The organism is Caulobacter sp. GW821-FHT09B08 (assembly GCF_059418225.1).
The window spans coordinates 346,023-364,435 of the sequence record NZ_JBWKPL010000003.1; the positions used below are offsets into that span (position 1 = coordinate 346,023).

The 18,413-nt window shown below is 68.5% G+C and carries 18 protein-coding genes and 2 tRNA genes; 7 read left to right on the plus strand and 13 right to left on the minus strand.

All coding sequences use genetic code 11. The features are described from left to right. Nucleotides 1–116: 116 nt before the first annotated feature. Nucleotides 117–983 carry a 3-keto-disaccharide hydrolase gene (locus AC07OA_RS12310; protein ID WP_494664096.1) on the plus strand — a complete coding sequence of 289 codons (867 nt, stop codon included), beginning with the start codon at nucleotides 117–119 and terminating at the stop codon, nucleotides 981–983. Here the strand turns inward: AC07OA_RS12310 and AC07OA_RS12315 are convergent. The 3 genes from AC07OA_RS12315 to AC07OA_RS12325 form a co-directional block, all read right to left on the minus strand. Next, the gene (locus AC07OA_RS12315; RefSeq protein ID WP_494664097.1) at nucleotides 980–1,633 is read right to left on the minus strand and encodes a YidH family protein; all 654 of its coding nucleotides are present in this window, start codon (nucleotides 1,631–1,633) and stop codon (nucleotides 980–982) included. The genes AC07OA_RS12310 and AC07OA_RS12315 overlap by 4 nt on opposite strands. Nucleotides 1,634–1,757: 124 nt before the next feature. Continuing rightward, on the minus strand, nucleotides 1,758–2,261 hold the full coding sequence (locus AC07OA_RS12320; RefSeq protein WP_494664098.1) for a hypothetical protein: 504 nt from the start codon (nucleotides 2,259–2,261) through the stop codon (nucleotides 1,758–1,760). A 93-nt stretch (nucleotides 2,262–2,354) separates the two neighbouring features. Next, nucleotides 2,355–2,430, minus strand: a tRNA-Ile gene (locus AC07OA_RS12325). Between the two features lie 166 nt (nucleotides 2,431–2,596). Here AC07OA_RS12325 and AC07OA_RS12330 point away from each other — a divergent pair. After that, a complete protein-coding gene (locus tag AC07OA_RS12330) occupies nucleotides 2,597–3,343 on the plus strand; it encodes an SIMPL domain-containing protein (RefSeq protein ID WP_494664099.1) in 747 nt (248 codons plus the stop codon). A 143-nt stretch (nucleotides 3,344–3,486) separates the two neighbouring features. Here AC07OA_RS12330 and AC07OA_RS12335 read toward each other — a convergent pair whose 3' ends face one another. Next, entirely contained in the window at nucleotides 3,487–3,948 is a 462-nt protein-coding gene (locus AC07OA_RS12335) for a hypothetical protein (RefSeq protein WP_494664100.1), read from the minus strand. Continuing rightward, nucleotides 3,948–4,304 carry an aspartate 1-decarboxylase gene (gene panD / locus AC07OA_RS12340; protein WP_494664101.1) on the minus strand — a complete coding sequence of 119 codons (357 nt, stop codon included), beginning with the start codon at nucleotides 4,302–4,304 and terminating at the stop codon, nucleotides 3,948–3,950. Before panD ends, AC07OA_RS12335 begins: the two co-directional genes overlap by 1 nt. A 200-nt stretch (nucleotides 4,305–4,504) precedes the next feature. On the opposite strand from panD, the gene AC07OA_RS12345 reads away from it, so the two are divergent. Together AC07OA_RS12345 and AC07OA_RS12350 are read left to right on the plus strand one after the other, a co-directional pair. Next, nucleotides 4,505–5,188, plus strand: coding sequence for a hypothetical protein (locus AC07OA_RS12345; RefSeq protein ID WP_494664102.1), 684 nt, complete (start codon nucleotides 4,505–4,507; stop codon nucleotides 5,186–5,188). A 4-nt stretch (nucleotides 5,189–5,192) separates the two neighbouring features. After that, nucleotides 5,193–6,092: a M23 family metallopeptidase gene (locus AC07OA_RS12350; RefSeq protein WP_494664103.1), complete on the plus strand. Its 900-nt coding sequence runs from the start codon at nucleotides 5,193–5,195 to the stop codon at nucleotides 6,090–6,092. On the opposite strand, the gene AC07OA_RS12355 is transcribed toward AC07OA_RS12350, so the two are convergent. The 8 genes from AC07OA_RS12355 to glmU all read right to left on the minus strand — a co-directional run bounded on the left by AC07OA_RS12355 (nucleotide 6,089) and on the right by glmU (nucleotide 16,060). Then, a complete protein-coding gene (locus tag AC07OA_RS12355; RefSeq protein ID WP_494664104.1) occupies nucleotides 6,089–6,952 on the minus strand; it encodes an alpha/beta hydrolase in 864 nt (287 codons plus the stop codon). The genes AC07OA_RS12350 and AC07OA_RS12355 overlap by 4 nt on opposite strands. 19 nt (nucleotides 6,953–6,971) lie before the next feature. Continuing rightward, a complete protein-coding gene (locus tag AC07OA_RS12360) occupies nucleotides 6,972–8,762 on the minus strand; it encodes a long-chain-acyl-CoA synthetase (protein WP_494664105.1) in 1,791 nt (596 codons plus the stop codon). 46 nt (nucleotides 8,763–8,808) lie between these two features. Continuing rightward, the gene (locus AC07OA_RS12365; RefSeq protein WP_494664106.1) at nucleotides 8,809–9,750 is read right to left on the minus strand and encodes an aspartyl protease family protein; all 942 of its coding nucleotides are present in this window, start codon (nucleotides 9,748–9,750) and stop codon (nucleotides 8,809–8,811) included. A gap of 69 nt (nucleotides 9,751–9,819) precedes the next feature. Beyond that, complete coding sequence (locus AC07OA_RS12370) at nucleotides 9,820–11,199, minus strand: class II 3-deoxy-7-phosphoheptulonate synthase (protein ID WP_494664107.1); 1,380 nt, start codon at nucleotides 11,197–11,199, stop codon at nucleotides 9,820–9,822. Between the two features lie 84 nt (nucleotides 11,200–11,283). Continuing rightward, a complete protein-coding gene (locus AC07OA_RS12375) occupies nucleotides 11,284–12,537 on the minus strand; it encodes an O-antigen ligase family protein (RefSeq protein WP_494664108.1) in 1,254 nt (417 codons plus the stop codon). Then, nucleotides 12,534–13,925, minus strand: coding sequence for a glutathione-disulfide reductase (gene gor / locus AC07OA_RS12380; RefSeq protein ID WP_494664109.1), 1,392 nt, complete (start codon nucleotides 13,923–13,925; stop codon nucleotides 12,534–12,536). Before gor ends, AC07OA_RS12375 begins: the two co-directional genes overlap by 4 nt. 75 nt (nucleotides 13,926–14,000) lie before the next feature. Next, complete coding sequence (rpiA, locus tag AC07OA_RS12385) at nucleotides 14,001–14,681, minus strand: ribose-5-phosphate isomerase RpiA (RefSeq protein ID WP_494664110.1); 681 nt, start codon at nucleotides 14,679–14,681, stop codon at nucleotides 14,001–14,003. Continuing rightward, nucleotides 14,678–16,060 carry a bifunctional UDP-N-acetylglucosamine diphosphorylase/glucosamine-1-phosphate N-acetyltransferase GlmU gene (gene glmU, locus AC07OA_RS12390; protein ID WP_494664111.1) on the minus strand — a complete coding sequence of 461 codons (1,383 nt, stop codon included), beginning with the start codon at nucleotides 16,058–16,060 and terminating at the stop codon, nucleotides 14,678–14,680. Before glmU ends, rpiA begins: the two co-directional genes overlap by 4 nt. Nucleotides 16,061–16,129: 69 nt before the next feature. Between glmU and gph the strand changes: the two genes are divergently transcribed. From gph to AC07OA_RS12405, 3 genes are all read left to right on the plus strand, one after another. Beyond that, nucleotides 16,130–16,861, plus strand: coding sequence for a phosphoglycolate phosphatase (gene gph, locus AC07OA_RS12395; protein ID WP_494664112.1), 732 nt, complete (start codon nucleotides 16,130–16,132; stop codon nucleotides 16,859–16,861). 45 nt (nucleotides 16,862–16,906) lie between these two features. Continuing rightward, nucleotides 16,907–16,981: transfer RNA gene (locus tag AC07OA_RS12400), tRNA-Val, on the plus strand. Between the two features lie 283 nt (nucleotides 16,982–17,264). Beyond that, the gene (locus AC07OA_RS12405) at nucleotides 17,265–18,308 is read left to right on the plus strand and encodes a helix-turn-helix transcriptional regulator (protein ID WP_494664113.1); all 1,044 of its coding nucleotides are present in this window, start codon (nucleotides 17,265–17,267) and stop codon (nucleotides 18,306–18,308) included. The last annotated feature ends 105 nt before the right edge of the window (nucleotides 18,309–18,413 follow it).

The following is an 18,413-nucleotide window of genomic DNA, read 5'->3' on the forward strand; positions in this document are numbered from 1 at the left end:
GCTCGATGCGCGCCGCCGCTCAAAAGCCTGTCATCGCGCCGCTCCAGGCGAGGCTTGAATAGACAACGCTGTCAGTTAGGCTGCGCCACCGCCGAGAACAGGCGCCGGGAGGACCCATGCTCAAGATCCTGACTTTCGCCCTGGCGCTGGGCCTGGCCACGCCCGCCCTCACCGCCCCCGCCTTGAAGCTGACCGAGGTCCCCAAGGCTTCCGGCCCGGCGACCTCGCTGTTCAACGGCAAGGACCTGAAGGACTGGAACGCCTGGCTGGGCTATGCAGACCCGGCCCTGACCTATACGCGCCCCGCCATCGCTCCCATCGGCGCCACCGCTCAAAGCGCCGACATCTTCAAGGTGGTGGTCGAGGACGGCCGCCCGGCCCTCTACGTCAACGGCAAGACTTGGGGCAGCCTGGTCCACAAGGGCGACTTCCAGAACTATCACCTGCGTCTGCAGTACAAGTGGGGCAAGGGCCGCTGGGCGCCGCGCCAGGACCAGGCCCCCAACAACGGCCTGCTCTACCACTCGCACGGCGCGCCGGGCGTGGTCTGGGGCACCTGGAGCCAGGCGGTGGAGTTCGAGATCATGACCGGCTCCATCGGCATGGTCGTGCCGGTAGGCGACGCGATCGAGGCCACGACCGACGTCGTCGACGATCCCGCCCTGATCCCGCCGAAGTTGCGCTACGCCCTCGGCGGCCGGGCCAAGACCGTCAAGGGCGGCACGGCCGACTGGAACGTCGAGGCCGCCAGCGACGCCGAGAAGCCGGCCGGCGAATGGAACACCCTGGACCTCTACGTGCTGGGCGACCGCGCGATCCACGTGGTCAATGGCGTGCCGGTGCTGGAGGTGCGAGACCTGAAGGCGGATGGTGCGCCCCTGACCCACGGCGCGATCCAGCTGCAGTCTGAGGGCGCCGAGACCTTCTTCCGAGACATCGTGCTGGAGCCGATCACGGCGCTGCCGAAGGTGGTGGCTCCCTAGCCGAACACCGCCATCTTGAAGACCATGTTCAGGATCGCCGCGAAGCCCAGCATCAGCAGGCCCAGCGAGACCATGAAGGTGATCGAGACCGGGAAGCTGCTCTCGCCGTGGATCAACCCCTGGCGCTTCATGTCGGCCCGGGTGCGCTTCAGCTCCAGCATGAACTGTACGTGGTGGATCATGCCGACGATCAGCATGGCGATGCCCAGCAGCACCAGGATGATGCCGAAATTGCGGGGCGCGTTTGGATTGGCGATGGTCCCCGCGTCGTGCAGCTTCTGGAAGGTCTGGTAGATCGTGAAGCCGAAGCCGATCAGCGACAGCGAGGTGCGGATCACCGACATCAAGGTCCTGTCGTCGCTCATCCGCGTGCGCTGGAACGACATGCCCGTGCGCCGCATCGACATCTCGGTGCGGCTGGTCGACAGGTTGGTGCGATAGGTCGACAGGTCGGTCCGATATTCCGACAGGTCGGTGCGATGCTCCGACAAGTGGGTGCGGTGCCGCGACAGCTTGGTGCGGTGGGTGGAGAAGATCGTCGAGGCTTCATCCGCCGCGACCCCGCCGACTTCCGGAAAGGGCGGCAGCGGCGTCTCCACGATCCGCTCGGGACGAACGGGAACCGGCTGGGACTGCGACGTGTCCGGCATGGAGCGACCTCGGCGTTTGACCACGCGCCGACCATGGCTCGCCCGCCCCCCGACCGGCCATCGGGTTATCCCCTAGTTTGGCCGCTGTTGATTCCGAGAGTTGGTAGGCCCGGAGCGAATTCGCTTAGTGACGAACCAGAGCATAGTTCAGAGCGATCGCCCCGGCGGCCCACAGAAGGCTTTCGAAGAATACCGGCGCGGCGACGATCATGTCTTCCGAAGCGATCTCCCTGAAATCCGGATCGTTGCGCTTCAGGACCATCAAAAGATTGGCGCCCGCGAAAAGCGGCCAGAGGAGCGTGGCGACAGGCATCCAGGCGATGCCCGCTAGAACGTCTCTCCAAGTGGCCTTTTGCGCCATCCTCTCGACGGCAAACATCGCGACACGCATCGAGGCGGCCCAGACGATCAATCCCAGAGCCAGGTAGTCCGGCCACCACGACGGAAGTTCAAACGGCAACACGTTGACTAGCCACCCAAACAAGGTCGTGGCGACCACGCGCGTGAAGGCTCGCCAAGCCGATATCCACTCGCCCAGTTGTTCCTGCCATCGGACAAGATCGCCGACGAGCCCCAGCAGTCCCAGCGCGCCAAGCACGGCGAACGGTTGCCGCAGCAGAGTTTTCATTCACGCCCCCGCGCTGCCCCAAGCCCGCGTGGCGACGACGGCGGCTCACGGGGCTCCGACACTCTAGCGCGAACGACGCGTCACAAAAGGCGGTGGTAGGCCCGGCAGGACTCGAACCTGCAACCAGACCGTTATGAGCGGTCGGCTCTAACCATTGAGCTACAGGCCCCCGTTACGCGATGCGCGTCCCTGCCCCAGAAAGGCGAAGCGGGAGGACGGGTCGATTAGCATGGGCTGCACGCGGCTTAAAGGTCCGGTTCAGGTTGAGCCTGTCAGGAGTGGAACCGTCCGCCGCCGACAACGCTTGTGAGGCCGGCCGCATGGAGAGAACGAGTATGACCGCCCTGATCACCCGCCCCAAGTTCCGGGCCGCCTCGCTGGCCGTCGTCGGCGCCCTGCTGGCCTCGGCCGCCGCCCTGCCCGCGTATGCCGACAGCGCCGACGCGGCCTTCCGCGCCACGACGCTGAACCTGTCGGCCGCCGGCGAGAGCAAGGTGACGCCCGACCTGGCGACCATCACCCTGGGCGTCCAGACCGACGGGGCCACCGCGGCCGGCGCCCTCTCCGCCAACGCCGCCCAGATGACCAAGGTGGTCGCGGCCCTGAAGAAGGCCGGCATCGCCGAGCGCGACATCCAGACCTCGAACCTCAGCGTCAATCCGCAGTACGTGTACGAGCAGAACCAGCCGCCCAAGCTGAACGGCTACCAGGCCAGCAACCAGGTGACGATCCAGGTGCGCGACCTGACGAAGCTGGGTCAGACGGTCGATGCGACGGTCAACGCCGGGGCCACCAATGTGGGCGGCATCAGCTTCGGCCTGCAGAACCCGCAGGCGGCCGAGGACGCGGCGCGGCTGGACGCGGTCAAGGCCCTGCAGGCCAAGGCCGACCTCTATGCCAAGGCCACCGGCTACAAGATAGTGCGCCTGGTCAATCTGGGCGAAGGCGGCGGCTACACCCCCGCCCCGCCGATGCCGATGTACGCCATGGCCAAGATGGAACGCGCCGATAGCAGCCCGGTCTCGGCCGGCGAGCTGAAGGTGCAGGTGAACGTCTCGGCGACGTACGAACTGGCGAAGTAGGCCGGAGCGGCGACCACTTGCCCCCTTCGCGCCTCCGGCGCTCCTTCCCCCATAGGGGGAAGAGGACTCCGGAGGCGCGTCCTCCGCCCCCTACGGGGGCGGACAGACGGCGAAGCCGTCAGGTGGGGGCAAGTGCGTGCGCCTCAGAGCCCCGCGTTCGCGAACGCCTCTTCCACCCGCTCCTGCACCTCGCGGCCCGGCAGGGCGCGTTCGCCTTCCATGACAGCGACGTAGTACAGGCCGGTGTCGGCCTTGCCCTCGCCGACCGGCACCGGGCCCATGGCCCAGCCGACGGTGTTGACGCCGGGGCCCGAGGGGCAGCTGGCGAAGCGCGACGGCTTGCCGACCGCGCCTTCCAGCACGGTCTGAGCCGTGGTCGTCGCCCCGCCGCAGGTGGGCAGGTTGCGGGCGCAGGTGATGTAGCCGCCGCCGGTCCACACCACCTTGCCGGCCTTGTCGGCCAGCAGGACGCAGGTGTTGGGCCCGCCGATAGCGCGGCCCACGGCCTCGGACAGCCGCTGCTCGTCGACGCCGGCCGGCAGTTTCGGAGAACAGGCGGCGAGGGTCAGCCCCGCCGCGAAAAGGAGAACGGCGGGGGCGCGCATCAGGCGGCCTTCTTGATGTGGTTGCCGTCTTCCAGCAGCACCACGGTCGGGGCGTAGTTGCGGGCCTCCTCGGCCGGCAGCTGGCAGTAGGCGACGATGATCACGGTGTCGTTCTTCTGCACCAGGCGGGCGGCCGCGCCGTTGACGCCGATCACCTTCGAACCGCGCGGCGCGGCGATGGCGTAGGTGGTGAAGCGGGCCCCGGTGGTGACGTTCAGCACGTCGACCTGCTCGTTGGGCAGGATGTTGGCGGCGTCCAGCAGGTCGGTGTCGATGGCGATCGAGCCTTCGTAGTCGAGATCGGCCTGGGTGACGGTGGCCCGGTGAAGCTTGGCCTTCATCATCGTCAACAGCATGGCGATATCCCCTTATCCTTTTGAAACGCTTTGGGATTTCCCGGGTCGCCACACACATGACCCGTGATCAGTCAGGTCCTATAGCCAGGAAGCGCCGCCCATTCAATCGCGGCGCGATGGTCGCGTCCGGCTCAACACAGGTTAACAGCGCCGCTCCGGCGCCCTATGGTCGCATAACGGCGTGATGCGAGGGGGCTCTCATGCGACTGATGACGGGACTATTGCTGGGCGGGATCCTGGCGGCGGGGGCGCTGGGGGCGGCGGTCTCGCAGACGCGGGTCGATCCGGCGACCGGCGCTCAGGTTCCGGGCGCGGCGCCCGCCACCACCAACAACAACGCCACCGCGGCTCAGTTGGCGGCGCGTCGCGCGGCCCTGGTCGCCAACCGCCAGACCGGCGGCCGGGTCGACTGGCAGGCGGCGGTCGGGGGCCTGCGCCAAAGCGGCGGAGCCGGCGAGCGGCTGGCGCCCAATCTCAACCAGGCCGCCGTCGACATGACCCGCGTGCCGATCCTGCTGCCGGTCGACGGGGACCTGACGGCCGGGGCGCGGATCTATTCGTTCGGCGACTACTACACCATCACCGCCGACGCGCCGGGCGTGGGCGTCTCGCTCAGCGGCACGACCACGGCGGTTCCTCTCGGCGCCGACACGCCGCTGAAGATCGAGGCCGTGGGACCCGAACGCGTGACCTCGCAGCGCACGGTGGACGGCCAGTTGATCAGCTTCGTGCGCTATGGCGTGCTCTACACGGTCGAGGTGCGTTGCGACTCGCCCACCGACCCGCGCTGCGCCGACGACAACTACGCGCGCGGCCTGTTCGCCAAGACGACCGCCGTGGTGATGGGCGCTTCCGCCCGCGCCGCCGCCGGCCTGGGGGGCTGAAGCCATGCGCAAGCTGCTGATCCTCTCCCCGCTGGTCCTGGCCTTGGTGTTGGGCGCCTGCGATGACAAGACCAAGCCGCCCGCCCCGGTCGGCGGCGAGATCAAGACCCCCGCCTCGCCCGAGCCCGGTCCGCCCACGCCCGAGGACGAACCCAGCGACGGCGGCGCCGAGCAGCCGTCCAGCGAGCCGATCCCGCCCGCGCCCGGCCCGCCGGCCCAGCCCGCGAACCCGCCCGCGCCCTCGCCGGCCACCTTCAACCACGGCGCGCCGGGCGACATCCCGGCCGGCCAGGGCCACGGCTATCTGGACCGCACGGTGTGGTCGCCGACCATGTGCTGGCCGCTGCAGGACGACGCCTTCGCCAATTCGCAGGTCTACGGCCACGGCGGCGGCATGGGGCCGGCCGGCACCAGCCAGTGCGACACGGTCAACTACGCCCTGCCCTGGCACGACACCTTCTGCGAGGCCCGCTCGCGCGACAATCCGCTGTGCGCCGGCGGCGGCACGGGCCACCAGGGCCAGGACATCCGTCCCGGCACCTGCAAGAAGAACCTCCACTGGGCCGTGGCCGCCGAAAAGGGCGTGATCACCGACATCGGCAGCTACACCGTCACCCTGACGTCGTCGGCCGCGCCGCACCGCGTCTATCGCTACCTGCACATGCAGATGGCGGCCCTGGCGGTGAAGGAAGGCGACACGGTCAACGCCGGCCAGAAACTGGGCAAGGTCAGCAACGACTTCGGCGGCACGCCCACCACCATCCACCTGCACTTCGAGCTGCGGTCCGGAGTGGCGGGCGTGACCACCGACGGCAAGCCCGTGGTGCTGCACACCTTCCTGCCGCCCTATATGAGCCTGGCCGAGGCCTATCAGCGCAAGCTGAACGGGGGGACCTGCTCCTAGAGCCGGGCCTTGAGGAACGTCGTCATCTCGGCCAGCACCGGCGCCTTGCTCCGGAAGGGCCGCGACAGGGCCAACACCGTGTCGGCGTGGTTCAGGCCCGCATAGTGGCGCTCCTCCACCGTCACGCCCTGAGCGCGGAGGGCGGCGGCCAGGATCCGGGTGTTGCGCGGCCGCACCGTGGTGTCGTCGTCGCCCGTGGCCAGGAAGGCCGGAGGGCTGTCGGCGCGGACGTACCGCGCGGGCTGGGTGCCCGGCAGGTCGGCGGCCTCGCCGAAGGTCCGCTGGGTGACCGGCCCGTCCAGCGGCAGGAAGTCGTAAGGTCCCGAAAGGCCCGCGAAGGCGCGCACGACCTTAGGATCGACCCCGGCCGCCTTCAGGTAGCGGTCGTCCAGGGCCAGCATGGCGGCGTTGTAGGCCCCCGCCGAGTGGCCGATCAGCACGATCCGCCCCGGATCGCCGCCCAGCGCACGCGCATGATCCACGGCCCAGCGCACGGCCAGGGCCCCGTCCTCGACAAAACCCGGATAGCGCACCGCCGGATAGAGCCGATAGTCCGGCACGATGGTCAGAAAGCCCTGCGCCGCCAGCGCCCGCCCGACCCAGCCGTAGTCCTGGCGTCGTCCCGAGTCCCACGAGCCGCCGTAAAAGAACACCGCCACCGGCCCGGGCGTCGTCTCGCGTCTGGGCGCGTAGACGTCCAGCTTCTGTCGCGGATCATCCCCGAAGGCGACGCCATGTTCGCGCACCTTCGCGGCGTCCTTGGGCGTGAAGGTCGCGAACAGCGACAGGGGCGAGCAGGCCGAGGCCGCCGACGCTGCGAAGGCGATCAGTCCGGCGCGGCGCGTCATCGATCCGACCATGCCGCCCGCCCCGAAGTCCCTACAGCTTGTAACCGCCCGCCAGGATCTTGGTGTGGACCGCCTTGGTCAGCTTGACGTAGCCCTTGCCCGGATCGCGGAAGTACAGCGGGTCCTTGGTGTTGGCGGGGTCGAAGCCCTCCTTCACCAGGTCGATCTTGCGGTACTTGAAGGTGCCGGTCGTCTCGATCTCGGGCTGCAGGCGCACGAAGATCGGGCGGGCATAGGCGGGCAGCTCGCGGTCGACATAGTCGGCCAGGGCCGCGATGTCGAACTCGGGACCCACCACCAGGGCGGCCATGCCGGCCTTGCCGTCGAGATCGCCCACCGGCACGCCGTAGACATTGACCTCTTTCACGCCGGGCACCGCCGACAGGCGCTCGGAGACCTCGCTGGTGGCGACGTTCTCGCCCTTCCAGCGGAAGGTGTCGCCGATGCGGTCGACGAAATAGAGGTAGCCGTCGCTGTCGGTGCGCATCAGGTCGCCGGTGCGGAACCAGGCGTCGCCCTTGTCGAACACGTCGTGCAGGATCTTCTTCTCGGTGGCGGCCTTGTCGGCATAGCCCGTGAAGTTGGAACGGGCGTCGCTGGCGATGTGGCCGATGCACTCGCCGATCTCGCCGGGCGCGGCCTCGATGCAGCAGCCGTTGGGGCCGCGCACGGGCATCTCGGCCTCGACGTCGAACTTGACGATGCGGATGTTGAACTTCTTCTTCAGATAGCCCGGAACCCGGCCGATGGCCCCGCGCCGGCCGTCGAAGTTGAACAGCGAGACGTTGCCCTCGGTCGCGCCGTAGAACTCCAGCACCCCGCCCACCTTGAAGCGGTCCAGCATCACGTCCCAGACGTCGGGGCGCAGGCCGTTGCCGAAGATCAGGCGGATCTTGTGGGCCCGCTCGTTGGGGCTTTCGGGATGGTTGGCCAAGTAGCGGCACAGCTCGCCGATATAGACGAACATCGTGCACTGCTCGGCGACCACGTCGTCCCAGAACTGGCTGGCCGAGAACTTCTTGCGCAGCACCACCGCCCCGCCGTTCAGCAGGGCCGCGCCCATGGCGCAGAGGCCGCCGGTGGCGTGGTACAGCGGCAGGGTCACATAGATGCGGTCGGTGGCGCGCGAATCGGTCGAGCCGGCGAAACCGCGCATGTAGAGCTGGGCCCGCATGTGGGTGATGCGCGCGGCCTTGGGCAGGCCGGTGGTGCCGCTGGTGAAGATGTAGAGCGCGGTGTCCTTGGCGGTCAGGCCGTTGCGGGCCGTCAGGCGGTCGGGACGCAACTGGCTGCAGCTCTTGAGCGCATTGACCAGGTCGCGCTGGTCGCCGTGGACCGGTCCCAGCACCCACTGCTGTACGTGGCGCTCGAGCGTGCCCTTCACCTGCTCGAAGCAGGGCGAGGTCTCCGGATCGACGATGCAGTGCAGGGCGTTGGAGATGTTCAGGCAGTGGGCCAGGGCCGGGCCGGTCAGCTGGTTGTTGATCAGGGCCGTGGCGACCCCGACCTTGGACAGCCCATACCAGATGGCCAGGTATTCCAGGCGGTTAGGCATGAACAGGGCCACGGTCTGGCCGCGGGTGATCCCCTGCCCCTTGGCCCAGTGGGCGTAGCGGTTGGCGATGGCGTCCAGCTCGGCATAGGTGACCGAGCGGCCTTCGAACACGATGGCCTGGCTGCCCGACCACTTGTCGACGGCGGCTTCCAGATCGTCGCAGATCAGGTTGGTGCTTTCAGGCGCGATGGATTTCACGCGCTTAAGCGTGCGCGAGAGTCCCTTCAGGAACTTCAACTCGCGTTTCAACCGGGCAGGCAAACTCATCGACGCACTCCGTTCAAACAACCATTGGAGAGCGCCGAGCGGCGGGTCAAGATAGGCGGGAGCTTCGTTTGGCCGAAGTTGCCCGCATTTGGAACTGCACGTTGCCTCGGTTGAAATCCAGGGCGATGGTTTCGAAGATGCTGAGAACATCGTTCCCGATCAGGATCGCGGGCCGGTCGTTCAGTCCCCAGTACTCGAAGGTGTGGATCGGGCCGAACACCACCGGCACGTTCAGCAGCGTCATCTTGCCCAGCCGGAAGCGCCGCAGCGCCGCCAGGCGACCGGCCATGGTCTGGCCGGTGACGCTGGACAGCTCGATGTCGGCCCAGTCACGGCTGACCGAACGGCTGCGGATCGCCAAGTCCATCAGCGCCTTGTTGCCCACCGTGGTGGTCGAGCCAGTGTCGAGGAAGGCCAGGACCGGATCGCCCAGCAGCCGGCCGTCGAGCAGGTTCAGGCCGCTCTGGTTGATCTTGACCGGCACGGTGAAGGCCAGGTCGTCGCCGCGCGGAGCCCGCGCGCCCATCCGCATCTGATTGCGGGCGAAATCCAGGATCATCGCCTGCGAGCCCAGCCAGTCCTGGCCCAGTATGCCCGGCACGCGCAGGTGACGACCCGAGACGATCGACAGCGTCATGTCCTTGCGGACCCGATGGCCTACCGACAGGGTCTCGACGGCCACGGTGTCGACCTGCTCGACCCCGGCGATGCTGTGCAGATTGACCTTGGCCCCGCGCGTCAGCCCCAGCTGGTCGGCCAGGTCGCTGGAGATCACCGAGGAATTGGCGCCGGTGTCGATCAGGAAGGCGTAGGGGCCGCGACCGTTCACCCGGACCTGGACGGTCAGCCGGTTCTTGAGGTCCAGCGGCTTGGTCGCGGCCGTCAGGGCGGTGTCCGTGAGATCGAAAGCTCGGGCAGGAAAACCGGGCGCGGCGGCCAAGGCCAGCAAGGCGGCCAGACCACGCCTGGAAACCACGGTACTGTTCATCGAGCGCCCTCCTTATGACAAGGACGCTACACCCCGCTTAGTCCGACCGCCAGCTTTGACGGAACCTTGTTATCCCGTGGCCAAACGTCGCTGGTCGTCGCGGGCGGCCTTTAGCTTCTCGGCCACCAGGAACGCCAGCTCCAGGGCCTGCTCGCCGTTCAGGCGCGGGTCGCAGTGGGTGTGGTAGCGGTCGGCCAGGTCGGTTTCCGACACGGCGCGGGCGCCGCCCAGGCATTCGGTGACGTTCTGGCCGGTCATTTCCAGGTGCACGCCGCCCGGATGCACGCCCTCGGCGTGGGCGATCTCGACGAACGACTTCACCTCCGAAAGGATGCGGTCGAACGGACGGGTCTTGTAGCCGGTCGAGGCCTTCAGCGTGTTGCCGTGCATCGGGTCGGTGGCCCAGACCACAGAGCGGCCGGCCGACTTGGTGGCCTTCATCAGGCGCGGCAGGCGGTCGGCGATCTTGTCCGAGCCGAAGCGGCCGTACAGGGTCAGGCGGCCCGGCTCGTTGTGCGGGTTCAGCACGTCGATCAGGCGCAGCAGGTCGTCGCCTTCCATGGTGGGGCCGCACTTCAGGCCGATCGGGTTCTTCACGCCGCGCATGAACTCGATGTGGGCGCCGTCCAGCTGGCGGGTGCGCTCGCCGATCCACAGCAGGTGGGCGCTGGTGTCGTACCAGTCGCCCGAGGTGCTATCGACGCGGGTCATGGCTTCCTCGAAGCCCAGCAGCAGGGCCTCGTGGCTGGTGAAGAACTCCACCCGGCGCAGATCCGGCTGGGTTTCGGGCGTGACGCCGACCGCCGCCATGAAGGTCAGGGCCTCGGAGATCTTCTCCGACAGCTCGCGGTAACGCGCGCCCTGCGGGCTGTCGCCCACGAAGCCCAGGGTCCAGCGGTGGATGTTGTAGAGGTCGGCATAGCCGCCGCTGGCGAAGGCGCGCAGCAGGTTCAGGGTCGCCGCCGACTGGCCGTAGGCCTTCAGCAGGCGGTCCGGATCGGGCTGGCGCTCCTCGTTGGTGAAGTCCATGCCGTTGATGATGTCGCCGCGATAGGACGGCAGGGTGACGTCGCCGATGGTCTCGATCGGTTCGGAGCGCGGCTTGGCGAACTGGCCGGCGATGCGGCCCACCTTCACCACCGGCTTGCCGCCGGCGAAGGTCAGCACCACCGCCATCTGCAGGATCAGACGGAAGGTGTCGCGGATGTTGTCGGCGTGGAATTCCTTGAAGCTCTCGGCGCAGTCGCCGCCCTGTAGCAGGAACGCGCGGCCCTCGGCCACCTCGCCCAGGGCCGACTTCAGGCGGCGGGCCTCGCCGGCGAAGACCAGCGGCGGCATCTGGCGCAGGGTCTGCTCCACGCGCTCCACCGCGCCCGCGTCGGGGTAGTCGGTCGGAACATGCTTGGCGGGCAGCGCCCTCCACGACGACGGGGTCCAACGGCTGGTCATGACGGTCTCGAACTTCTCGAAAGGGAGCGGCTTTTATCCCAACCGCGCCCGGAAGGCAAAATCATTGCGACAAAGGCTGCAAAATCACGCCAGAGGGGTAAGTTCGTCCAGATCGGCCCATCGCGGCTCGACCGTGGCGCGCGCCAGGCCGCAGGCGATCAGGGTCAGGGCGCCCAGGGCCAGCCACCACTCCTGCCAGATCCCGAAGCTCAAACCTCCGATGACCAGGTAGCTGACCAGGGCCCCGGCGGCCATCGCCGCCTCGCCCGGCGCGCGCTCGGCGGCGCGGACCACGCCATAGGCCAGCCAGCAAAAGAACACCCCCGCCAGGGCCGCGCCGATGGCGCCCAGTTCCAGCCACAGCTGAAGCTGGGCGTTGTGGGTGTGCAGCGGGATGGCCAGGCCGAAGGTGCGGCTGGCGTCCAGGCCCCAGCCCCGGAAGGGATGGGTCTGGACGTGGTCGGCGGCGAAGGTCCAGATGTTGAGCCGCGCGTCCCACGACGGCGGGACCAGCTTGTGCAGCCAGGCCACGAAGCCGGTCTCCACCCCGATCAGCACCGCCAGCGGGGCCACTACGAACGGCGCGGCCACCAGCACCAGCAGCAGCTTGGCGCCGTTGCGCCCGAAATAGCGCACCAGCAGCCAGGCCAGGCCGCCGGCCGCCAGGGCCGCCAGGCAGGCGTCGGAACTGCAGAGCACCGAGGTCGCCACCGTGCCGCCGATCAGCAGCAGGATCAGGCGCGGTCCATGCAGGCGCGACAGCACCAGCGACACGGGCCAGAACAGCAGGGCCAGGGCGTAGGTCGACAGCGAGACCTTCACCATCGCCTTGTCGGGCCGGATCGTCTCGCCCGTCACCAGATACAGTTTCTGATACAGGGCCGCGCCGGTCATGGAGTCCACCGCGGCCACGACGGCCAGGACCACCGCGCCATAGGCCATCACCCGCGCCGCGCGCCCGGCGCCGGCCTCGGACAAGCCGCGCAGGGCGACCACGGCCACGCCGTAGGTCGCCAGCTGTAGGAACAGCTTGAGGCCCGTCAGGGTCTCGATGTCGTCATAGCCCTTCAGGGTCGACGGATCGACCGCCGCCGGGCTCCAGGTCATGCTGACCGCCGCCCACAAGGCCAGGGCCACCAGGATCAGCAGCGGCGGGGCGGACGCGCGGCTGAACCGCAGACCCGGCAGGGCCAGAAGCCCCGTCAGGGCCAGCAGCGGCGCGAAGCCCAGTGGCGCTCCGTAAGCCAGCAGCGGCGTCATCACGACCAGGAAGATCGCGACCCCGCTCAGCCAGGGCGTGCGCCGTGCCGAATCCCCGGCCCAGGCCAGATCGGTCACGCGCTGATTCCGAGCGGCATGTACTTGTCGCGCATGGTCACCAGTTCCTCGGCCAGGGTCGGGTGCACGGCGCAGGTCGAGTCCCACTGCGGCTTGGTCACGCCCATCTTCACGGCGATGGCGGCCATCTGGATGATCTCGGGCGAGTCCGGTCCCACCACGTGGACCCCGACCACCTTCTGGTCGTCCTGCTTGACCACCAGTTTCATCAGGCAGCGGTCCTGGCCGCCGTAGAACACGCTCTTCATCGGCCGGAACACGGCGCGATAGATGTCGACCTTGCCGAAGGCGTGGCGCGCCTCGGCCTCGGTCATGCCCACCGCGCCGATGGGCGGCTGCGAGAACACCGCCGAGGCCACCATGTCGTGATCGAAGGTGGTGGGGTTGTCGTAGAATTCGGTCTGGGCGAAGGCCGCGCCCTCGCGGATCGCCACCGGGGTCAGGTTGATGCGGTCGGTGACGTCGCCCACCGCCCAGATGTTGTCGACGCTGGTCTTGGAGTGCTCGTCGACCTGGATCGCACCGCGCTCGTTCAGTTTCACGCCCACCTTTTCCAGGCCCAACCCCTCGACGTAAGGGTCCCGGCCGGTGGCGAACATCACCGCGTCGGTCTCGAAGGTCAGCTCGTTGCTCAGCGTGCTGACCAGGCCCGCGTCGGTCTTCTCGATCTTCTTGTGGTCGCAGCCCAGCACCACCTTGATGCCGCGCTTCTCCAGTTCCTCGGCCAGATGCATGCGCACGTCGTCGTCGAAACCGCGCAGGATGTTGGCGCCGCGATAGAGCAGCGTCGTCTGCACGCCCAGGCCGTTGAAGATGGAGGCGAACTCCACGGCGATATAGCCGCCGCCCACCACCAGCACCCGCTTGGGCAGGGTGGGCAGGTGGAAGGCCTCGTCCGAGGTGATGCCGTACTCCGCGCCCGGGAAGTCGGGCTTCCACGGACGGCCGCCGGTGGCGATCAGGATCTTGCGGGCGGTGTAGCGGCCCGCGTCCTTGGAGCCCTCCTTGGGCAGCACCTCGACGGTGTGGGCGTCGATGATCTGGGCGCGACCGTGCAGCAGGTGCGCGCCGGCCTTCTGCAGGTTGGTGACATAGATCCCCGACAGGCGGGCGATCTCGACGTCCTTGTCGTGCAGGAAGCCTTTCCAGTCGAAGCTGGCCTCGCCGATGGTCCAGCCGTAGCCCTTGGCGGTCTTCAGCTGGCTGGTCACCTCGCTGGCATAGACCATGAACTTCTTGGGCACGCAGCCGCGGATCACGCAGGTGCCGCCCACGCGGTACTCCTCGGCCACCGCCACCTTGGCCCCGCTGATCGCGGCCAGGCGCGCGGCGCGCACCCCGCCCGAACCGGCGCCGATGACGAAGAGATCGAAGTCGTACTCGGCCATCGCGGCGCTCCGGGTCACTAGGGTCGGATGGGCCGCGCGACGGGACCGCGCGGCCGGAAGACGGAGGATATGGGTCTAGGGGACCAGCTTGACCACCCCTTGGTCGGTCCCCACCAGGGCCTCGTCGGCCAGGTCCAGGAACAGGCCGTGGTCGACCACGCCGGTCACGGTCTTCAGGGCCGCGCCCAGGGCCGCCGGCTCGGCGATCACGCCCGAGGGCATGTCGTAGATCACGTTGCCGCCGTCGGTGACCACGATGCCCCGGTCGGCCATGCGCAGGCGCGGCGGCAGGAGGTCGAACTCGGCGGCGATGTCGGCCAGGCGCTGGCCGGTATGGACGTGGCCGAAGCGCACCACCTCGATGGGCAGCGGGAACTTGCCCAGCACGTCCACCTTCTTGGCCGCGTCGGCGATGACCACGCAGCGCTTGGAGGCCTCCCAGACCAGCTTCTCGCGCAGCAGGGCCGCCCCGCCGCCCTTGATCAGCGACAAGCCCGGTCCGACCTCGTCGGCGCCGTCGACGGTGAGGTCGATGGACTTAACGTCGTCCAGCGCCGCCAGGGGGATGCCCAGTTCGCGGGCGAGATTGGCCGTGGCCTCCGAGGTCGGCACGCCGCGGATGTCCAGCTTGCGCGCGGCCAGGGCCTTGACGAACCAGGCGGCCGTCGAGCCGGTGCCCAGGCCCACCACCATGCCGTTCTCGACGAGCGCGGCCGCGGCCTCGCCCGAAATCCGCTTCTGATCGTCGGCGCTCATTTCCCGTCCCTCTTGGCCTTGGCGGCCGCTTTCATGGCCCGGAACCTGGTCGCCCAGCCCGGCTTGTCGCTCTGCGGCGCGCGAGAGAGGGCCAGGGCCCCGTCCTCGACGTCCTTGGTGATCACCGAGCCCGAACCGGTCATGGCCCCGTCGCCGATGCGCACCGGCGCGACCAGGGCGGTGTTGGAGCCGATGAAGGCGCCCGCCCCGACATGGGTCTCGAACTTGTCGAAGCCGTCGTAATTACAGAAGATCGTCCCGGCCCCGATATTGGCCTTGGGTCCCACCGAGCCGTCGCCCAGATAAGACAGGTGATTGGCCTTGGCGCCGGCCCCGACCTTGACCTTCTTGACCTCGACGAAGTTGCCGATGTGGGCGTCCGGGCCGATCTCGGCGCCGGGTCGCAGGCGGGCGTAGGGACCGATCAGCGCCCCCTCGCCCACAACCGCGCCCTCCAGGTGGCTGAAGGCCTTGATCACCGCCCCGCTCGCGACGCTGACGCCCGGGCCGAAGACCACGAACTGCTCCACCGTCACCCCGGCGGCCAGCTTCGTGTCCCAGCACAGGTGGACGGTGGACGGCGCGGGCATGGTCACGCCCTCGACCAGGAAGGCGTTGCGGCGCGCGGCCTGCCAGACGGCCTCGGCCGCCGCCAACTCGCCCTGGGAATTGACGCCCTGCACCGCCGCCTCCGGCGCGAAGGCCGCGCGGGTCGACAGGCCCCGGTCGTGGGCCAGGCCCACCACGTCGGTCAGATAGTACTCGCCCTTGGCGTTGTCCTTGCGCACCTGGGAGAGCAGGTCGAACAGCACAGCGCGGTCGCCGGCCAGGACGCCGGAATTGCAGTGCTTGACCTGCTTGACCGTGTCGTCGGCCTCCTTCTCCTCGACGATGCGCAGCAGCACATGGCCGGGGGCCAGGATCAGGCGGCCGTAGCCGGTGGGGTTGGCGGCCTCGAAGCCCAGCACGGCGACATCGGCGCCCTTCTCTCGGGTCGCGAACAACGGCTCGATGGTCGGGGCGGTCAGCAGCGGGCAATCGGCATAGGTGACCACCACGTCGCCGTCGAAGTCGGCCAGGGCCTCGCGGGCGGCCAGCACGGCGTGGCCGGTGCCCAGGGGCGGGTCCTGCACCACGGTGGAGCCCTCGCCCAAGCGCTTGCGCGCGTGCTCGCCCACCTGCGGGCTGTGGGCGCCGACCACCACGACGACGCGCTCGCAGCCCAGGGCCTCGGCGGTGTCGATGGCGTGGTCCAGCATGGTTCGGCCGGCGATCGCGTGCAGCACCTTGGGCGTCGGCGACTTCATCCGCGTGCCTTGGCCGGCGGCCAGGATGACGGCGGCGCGTTTGCGGCCTGGAGCCGAAGCGGGGCTGGTCATGGGCGAAGCGACTCCCGAAGCACGGACCAAAGTTGCATTAGCCGCGCGTTTAGCCGAAAGGCCAGAGCCATGCATGCCCAGAACGACATTCTAAACGGCCAAATCCTGCGGGGGGCGACCATCGCCTTCGACCTCGACGGCACCCTGGTCGACACCGCCCCGGACCTGGTGGCCAGCCTGAACCTCATCCTCGCCGAGGAGAGCCTGCCGGCCCTGCCCTTCGACGACGTGCGCAAGATGGTCGGGCGCGGGGCCAAGGCCCTGCTGGAGCGCGGCTTCGCCGCCGCCGGCGCGCCGCTGGACGCCGACCAGGCGCCCCAGCTGGTCGAGCGCTTCGTGGCCCTGTACCTGGGCCGCATCGCCCACGAGAGCGCGCCCTTCCCCGGCGTGGTCGAGGTCCTGGTGACCCTGCGCGCCGCTGGGGCCAAGCTGGTGGTCTGCACCAACAAGCTGACCCACCTGTCGGTGGCCCTGCTGGACGCTCTGGACCTGACCCGCCATTTCGACGCCGTGATCGGCGCCGACAGCGCCCCCGCCCCCAAGCCCGACCCGCGCCACGTGCTGGCCGCCATCGCGGCCGTCGGCGGCGATCCGGCCCGCGCGGTCATGGTCGGCGACAGCATCAACGACGTCCTTTCGGCCAAGGCCGCCGACGTCCCCGCCCTGCTCGTCTCGTTCGGCTACACCGAGGCCCCGGTCGAGACCCTGGGCGGAGATCTGTTGATAGACGCCTTCTCCGACGTGCCTTCGGCGTGCATCTCGCTTTTGACCACTTGCGCCCCCGAAACGACCGGGCTATAGGCCCCCTCCTCTCGCGGCGAGGTCTTCGAACCTCACCGACACGGCGGATGCGTAGCTCAGCGGGAGAGCACCTCGTTCACACCGAGGGGGTCACAGGTTCAATCCCTGTCGCATCCACCATTTTCCTCCCATAATTCAATTTCTTATGCGACGTCGCGCGGATCAATTCCGCGACCGTCACGCCAGTAAACTCACTTTCGCGCCGCTGAGCGCCAAGAGCGAACTCCGCCTCCGCTCCAGAAGCCGGACATTGCCCCGGCCGTTCGCGGCTCCAAGCGCGTGGCGCACGGAACATCGCAAGCTCGACGGAAGAAAACCGATGACCTCGCGCGGAAACTGTTTACCAAGCTGAATATAGCGCCTTTGTGTTTCCCGGGCGCTTTGCCGAGTGTCAGGATTTTGCGTGCCCGCTTCCCGTTCTTTTTCCTGGGACGTCTCCACCGACACCCTGCCCGACGCATTCGAGCGCTACATAGTCGGCATGGCGGATCTCTATGAGGTCTCCGGCATTAGCGACCATGACCGGCGGCATTTCTACAACAGGACTCGCTCGGCCCTCACCGAGTCCGGCGTGATCGGACAAGGACGCTCGGTACGCCAGACCTTGTCACGAGGCGCCGCCACGCTGCGCCGGTCCGATCTCGACGGCCTCAATCTGCTCATCAACACCGCCGCGGTCGTCGGCGACGCGGACGGCCACGAGGTCCGGGCGGCGCCGGGCGCGATCCAGTTCCGCGATCTGTCCCGGCCTTCGGCTTCCAGAGCCGACCTCATCGATGTCATCAGTCTGCTGGCGCCCCGCGCGGTGGCGCCGCCGTCCCTCATTTCCAAGGATGCGCATGGCCTGGTCATTCCGCCCGACCAGCCGGGAGCCCGCCTGCTCCAGGCTCACCTGACCAGCCTGGTCGAGCTCGTCGAAAGCCTGAGCGAAGAGGAGATCGAAACAGCGATCCAGGCCGCTCTTCTGATCGCCGCGCGCATCACCGGTCTGGAGATCGCGATCCCCGGACCGGAGATAACCGCGCTGCAGCGCACCGTTCGCCGGGCCGCCGCCGACTACATCGAAAGCCGGCTGAACGCCCTCGAACCCGTCATCGACAGTGACGCGATCGCCCGCGCCGCGGGCGTATCGCGCGCGACGCTCTATCGCGCCTTCGACGCGGATGGCGGCGTCAATCGCTATGTCCAGGATCGCCGCCTGCATCACGCCCGCCGGGCGCTGCGCCGGCGGATGGGTCCAAGCCCGACCATAGCCGACATCGCCAGTCAGCACGGCTTCGCCTCCTCCACCCATTTCAGCCGTCAATTCAGGGCCTGCTTCGGCTACTCGCCCTCCGAGGTCGAGCCGCCCCAGGTGCCCCGGGATGTTTCGATGTCGGACGGCCCGATCCGCCATGACGTTCTTGTCGATTGGCTGAAGACGCTGGAGACGAAACTGACCGACTGACGTCTCCAGCCGGGACGGCCCAATCAAGTCGGATACGGCTGAAAAGAAACAGCCCCCTTTCGGGGGCTGTCGCCTTTCGAGCAGCGGGCCGGCGCGAAACGCCGG

What these genes read in the sequence shown, in the direction of transcription:
- AC07OA_RS12310 (WP_494664096.1), top strand. Translation starts at nt 117, where the DNA reads ATGCTCAAGATCCTGACTTTCGCCCTGGCGCTGGGCCTGGCCACGCCC.
- AC07OA_RS12315 (WP_494664097.1), bottom strand. Translation starts at nt 1,633, where the DNA reads ATGCCGGACACGTCGCAGTCCCAGCCGGTTCCCGTTCGTCCCGAGCGG.
- AC07OA_RS12320 (WP_494664098.1), bottom strand. Translation starts at nt 2,261, where the DNA reads ATGAAAACTCTGCTGCGGCAACCGTTCGCCGTGCTTGGCGCGCTGGGA.
- AC07OA_RS12330 (WP_494664099.1), top strand. Translation starts at nt 2,597, where the DNA reads ATGACCGCCCTGATCACCCGCCCCAAGTTCCGGGCCGCCTCGCTGGCC.
- AC07OA_RS12335 (WP_494664100.1), bottom strand. Translation starts at nt 3,948, where the DNA reads ATGCGCGCCCCCGCCGTTCTCCTTTTCGCGGCGGGGCTGACCCTCGCC.
- panD (WP_494664101.1), bottom strand. Translation starts at nt 4,304, where the DNA reads ATGCTGTTGACGATGATGAAGGCCAAGCTTCACCGGGCCACCGTCACC.
- AC07OA_RS12345 (WP_494664102.1), top strand. Translation starts at nt 4,505, where the DNA reads ATGCGACTGATGACGGGACTATTGCTGGGCGGGATCCTGGCGGCGGGG.
- AC07OA_RS12350 (WP_494664103.1), top strand. Translation starts at nt 5,193, where the DNA reads ATGCGCAAGCTGCTGATCCTCTCCCCGCTGGTCCTGGCCTTGGTGTTG.
- AC07OA_RS12355 (WP_494664104.1), bottom strand. Translation starts at nt 6,952, where the DNA reads ATGGTCGGATCGATGACGCGCCGCGCCGGACTGATCGCCTTCGCAGCG.
- AC07OA_RS12360 (WP_494664105.1), bottom strand. Translation starts at nt 8,762, where the DNA reads ATGAGTTTGCCTGCCCGGTTGAAACGCGAGTTGAAGTTCCTGAAGGGA.
- AC07OA_RS12365 (WP_494664106.1), bottom strand. Translation starts at nt 9,750, where the DNA reads ATGAACAGTACCGTGGTTTCCAGGCGTGGTCTGGCCGCCTTGCTGGCC.
- AC07OA_RS12370 (WP_494664107.1), bottom strand. Translation starts at nt 11,199, where the DNA reads ATGACCAGCCGTTGGACCCCGTCGTCGTGGAGGGCGCTGCCCGCCAAG.
- gor (WP_494664109.1), bottom strand. Translation starts at nt 13,925, where the DNA reads ATGGCCGAGTACGACTTCGATCTCTTCGTCATCGGCGCCGGTTCGGGC.
- rpiA (WP_494664110.1), bottom strand. Translation starts at nt 14,681, where the DNA reads ATGAGCGCCGACGATCAGAAGCGGATTTCGGGCGAGGCCGCGGCCGCG.
- glmU (WP_494664111.1), bottom strand. Translation starts at nt 16,060, where the DNA reads ATGACCAGCCCCGCTTCGGCTCCAGGCCGCAAACGCGCCGCCGTCATC.
- gph (WP_494664112.1), top strand. Translation starts at nt 16,130, where the DNA reads ATGCATGCCCAGAACGACATTCTAAACGGCCAAATCCTGCGGGGGGCG.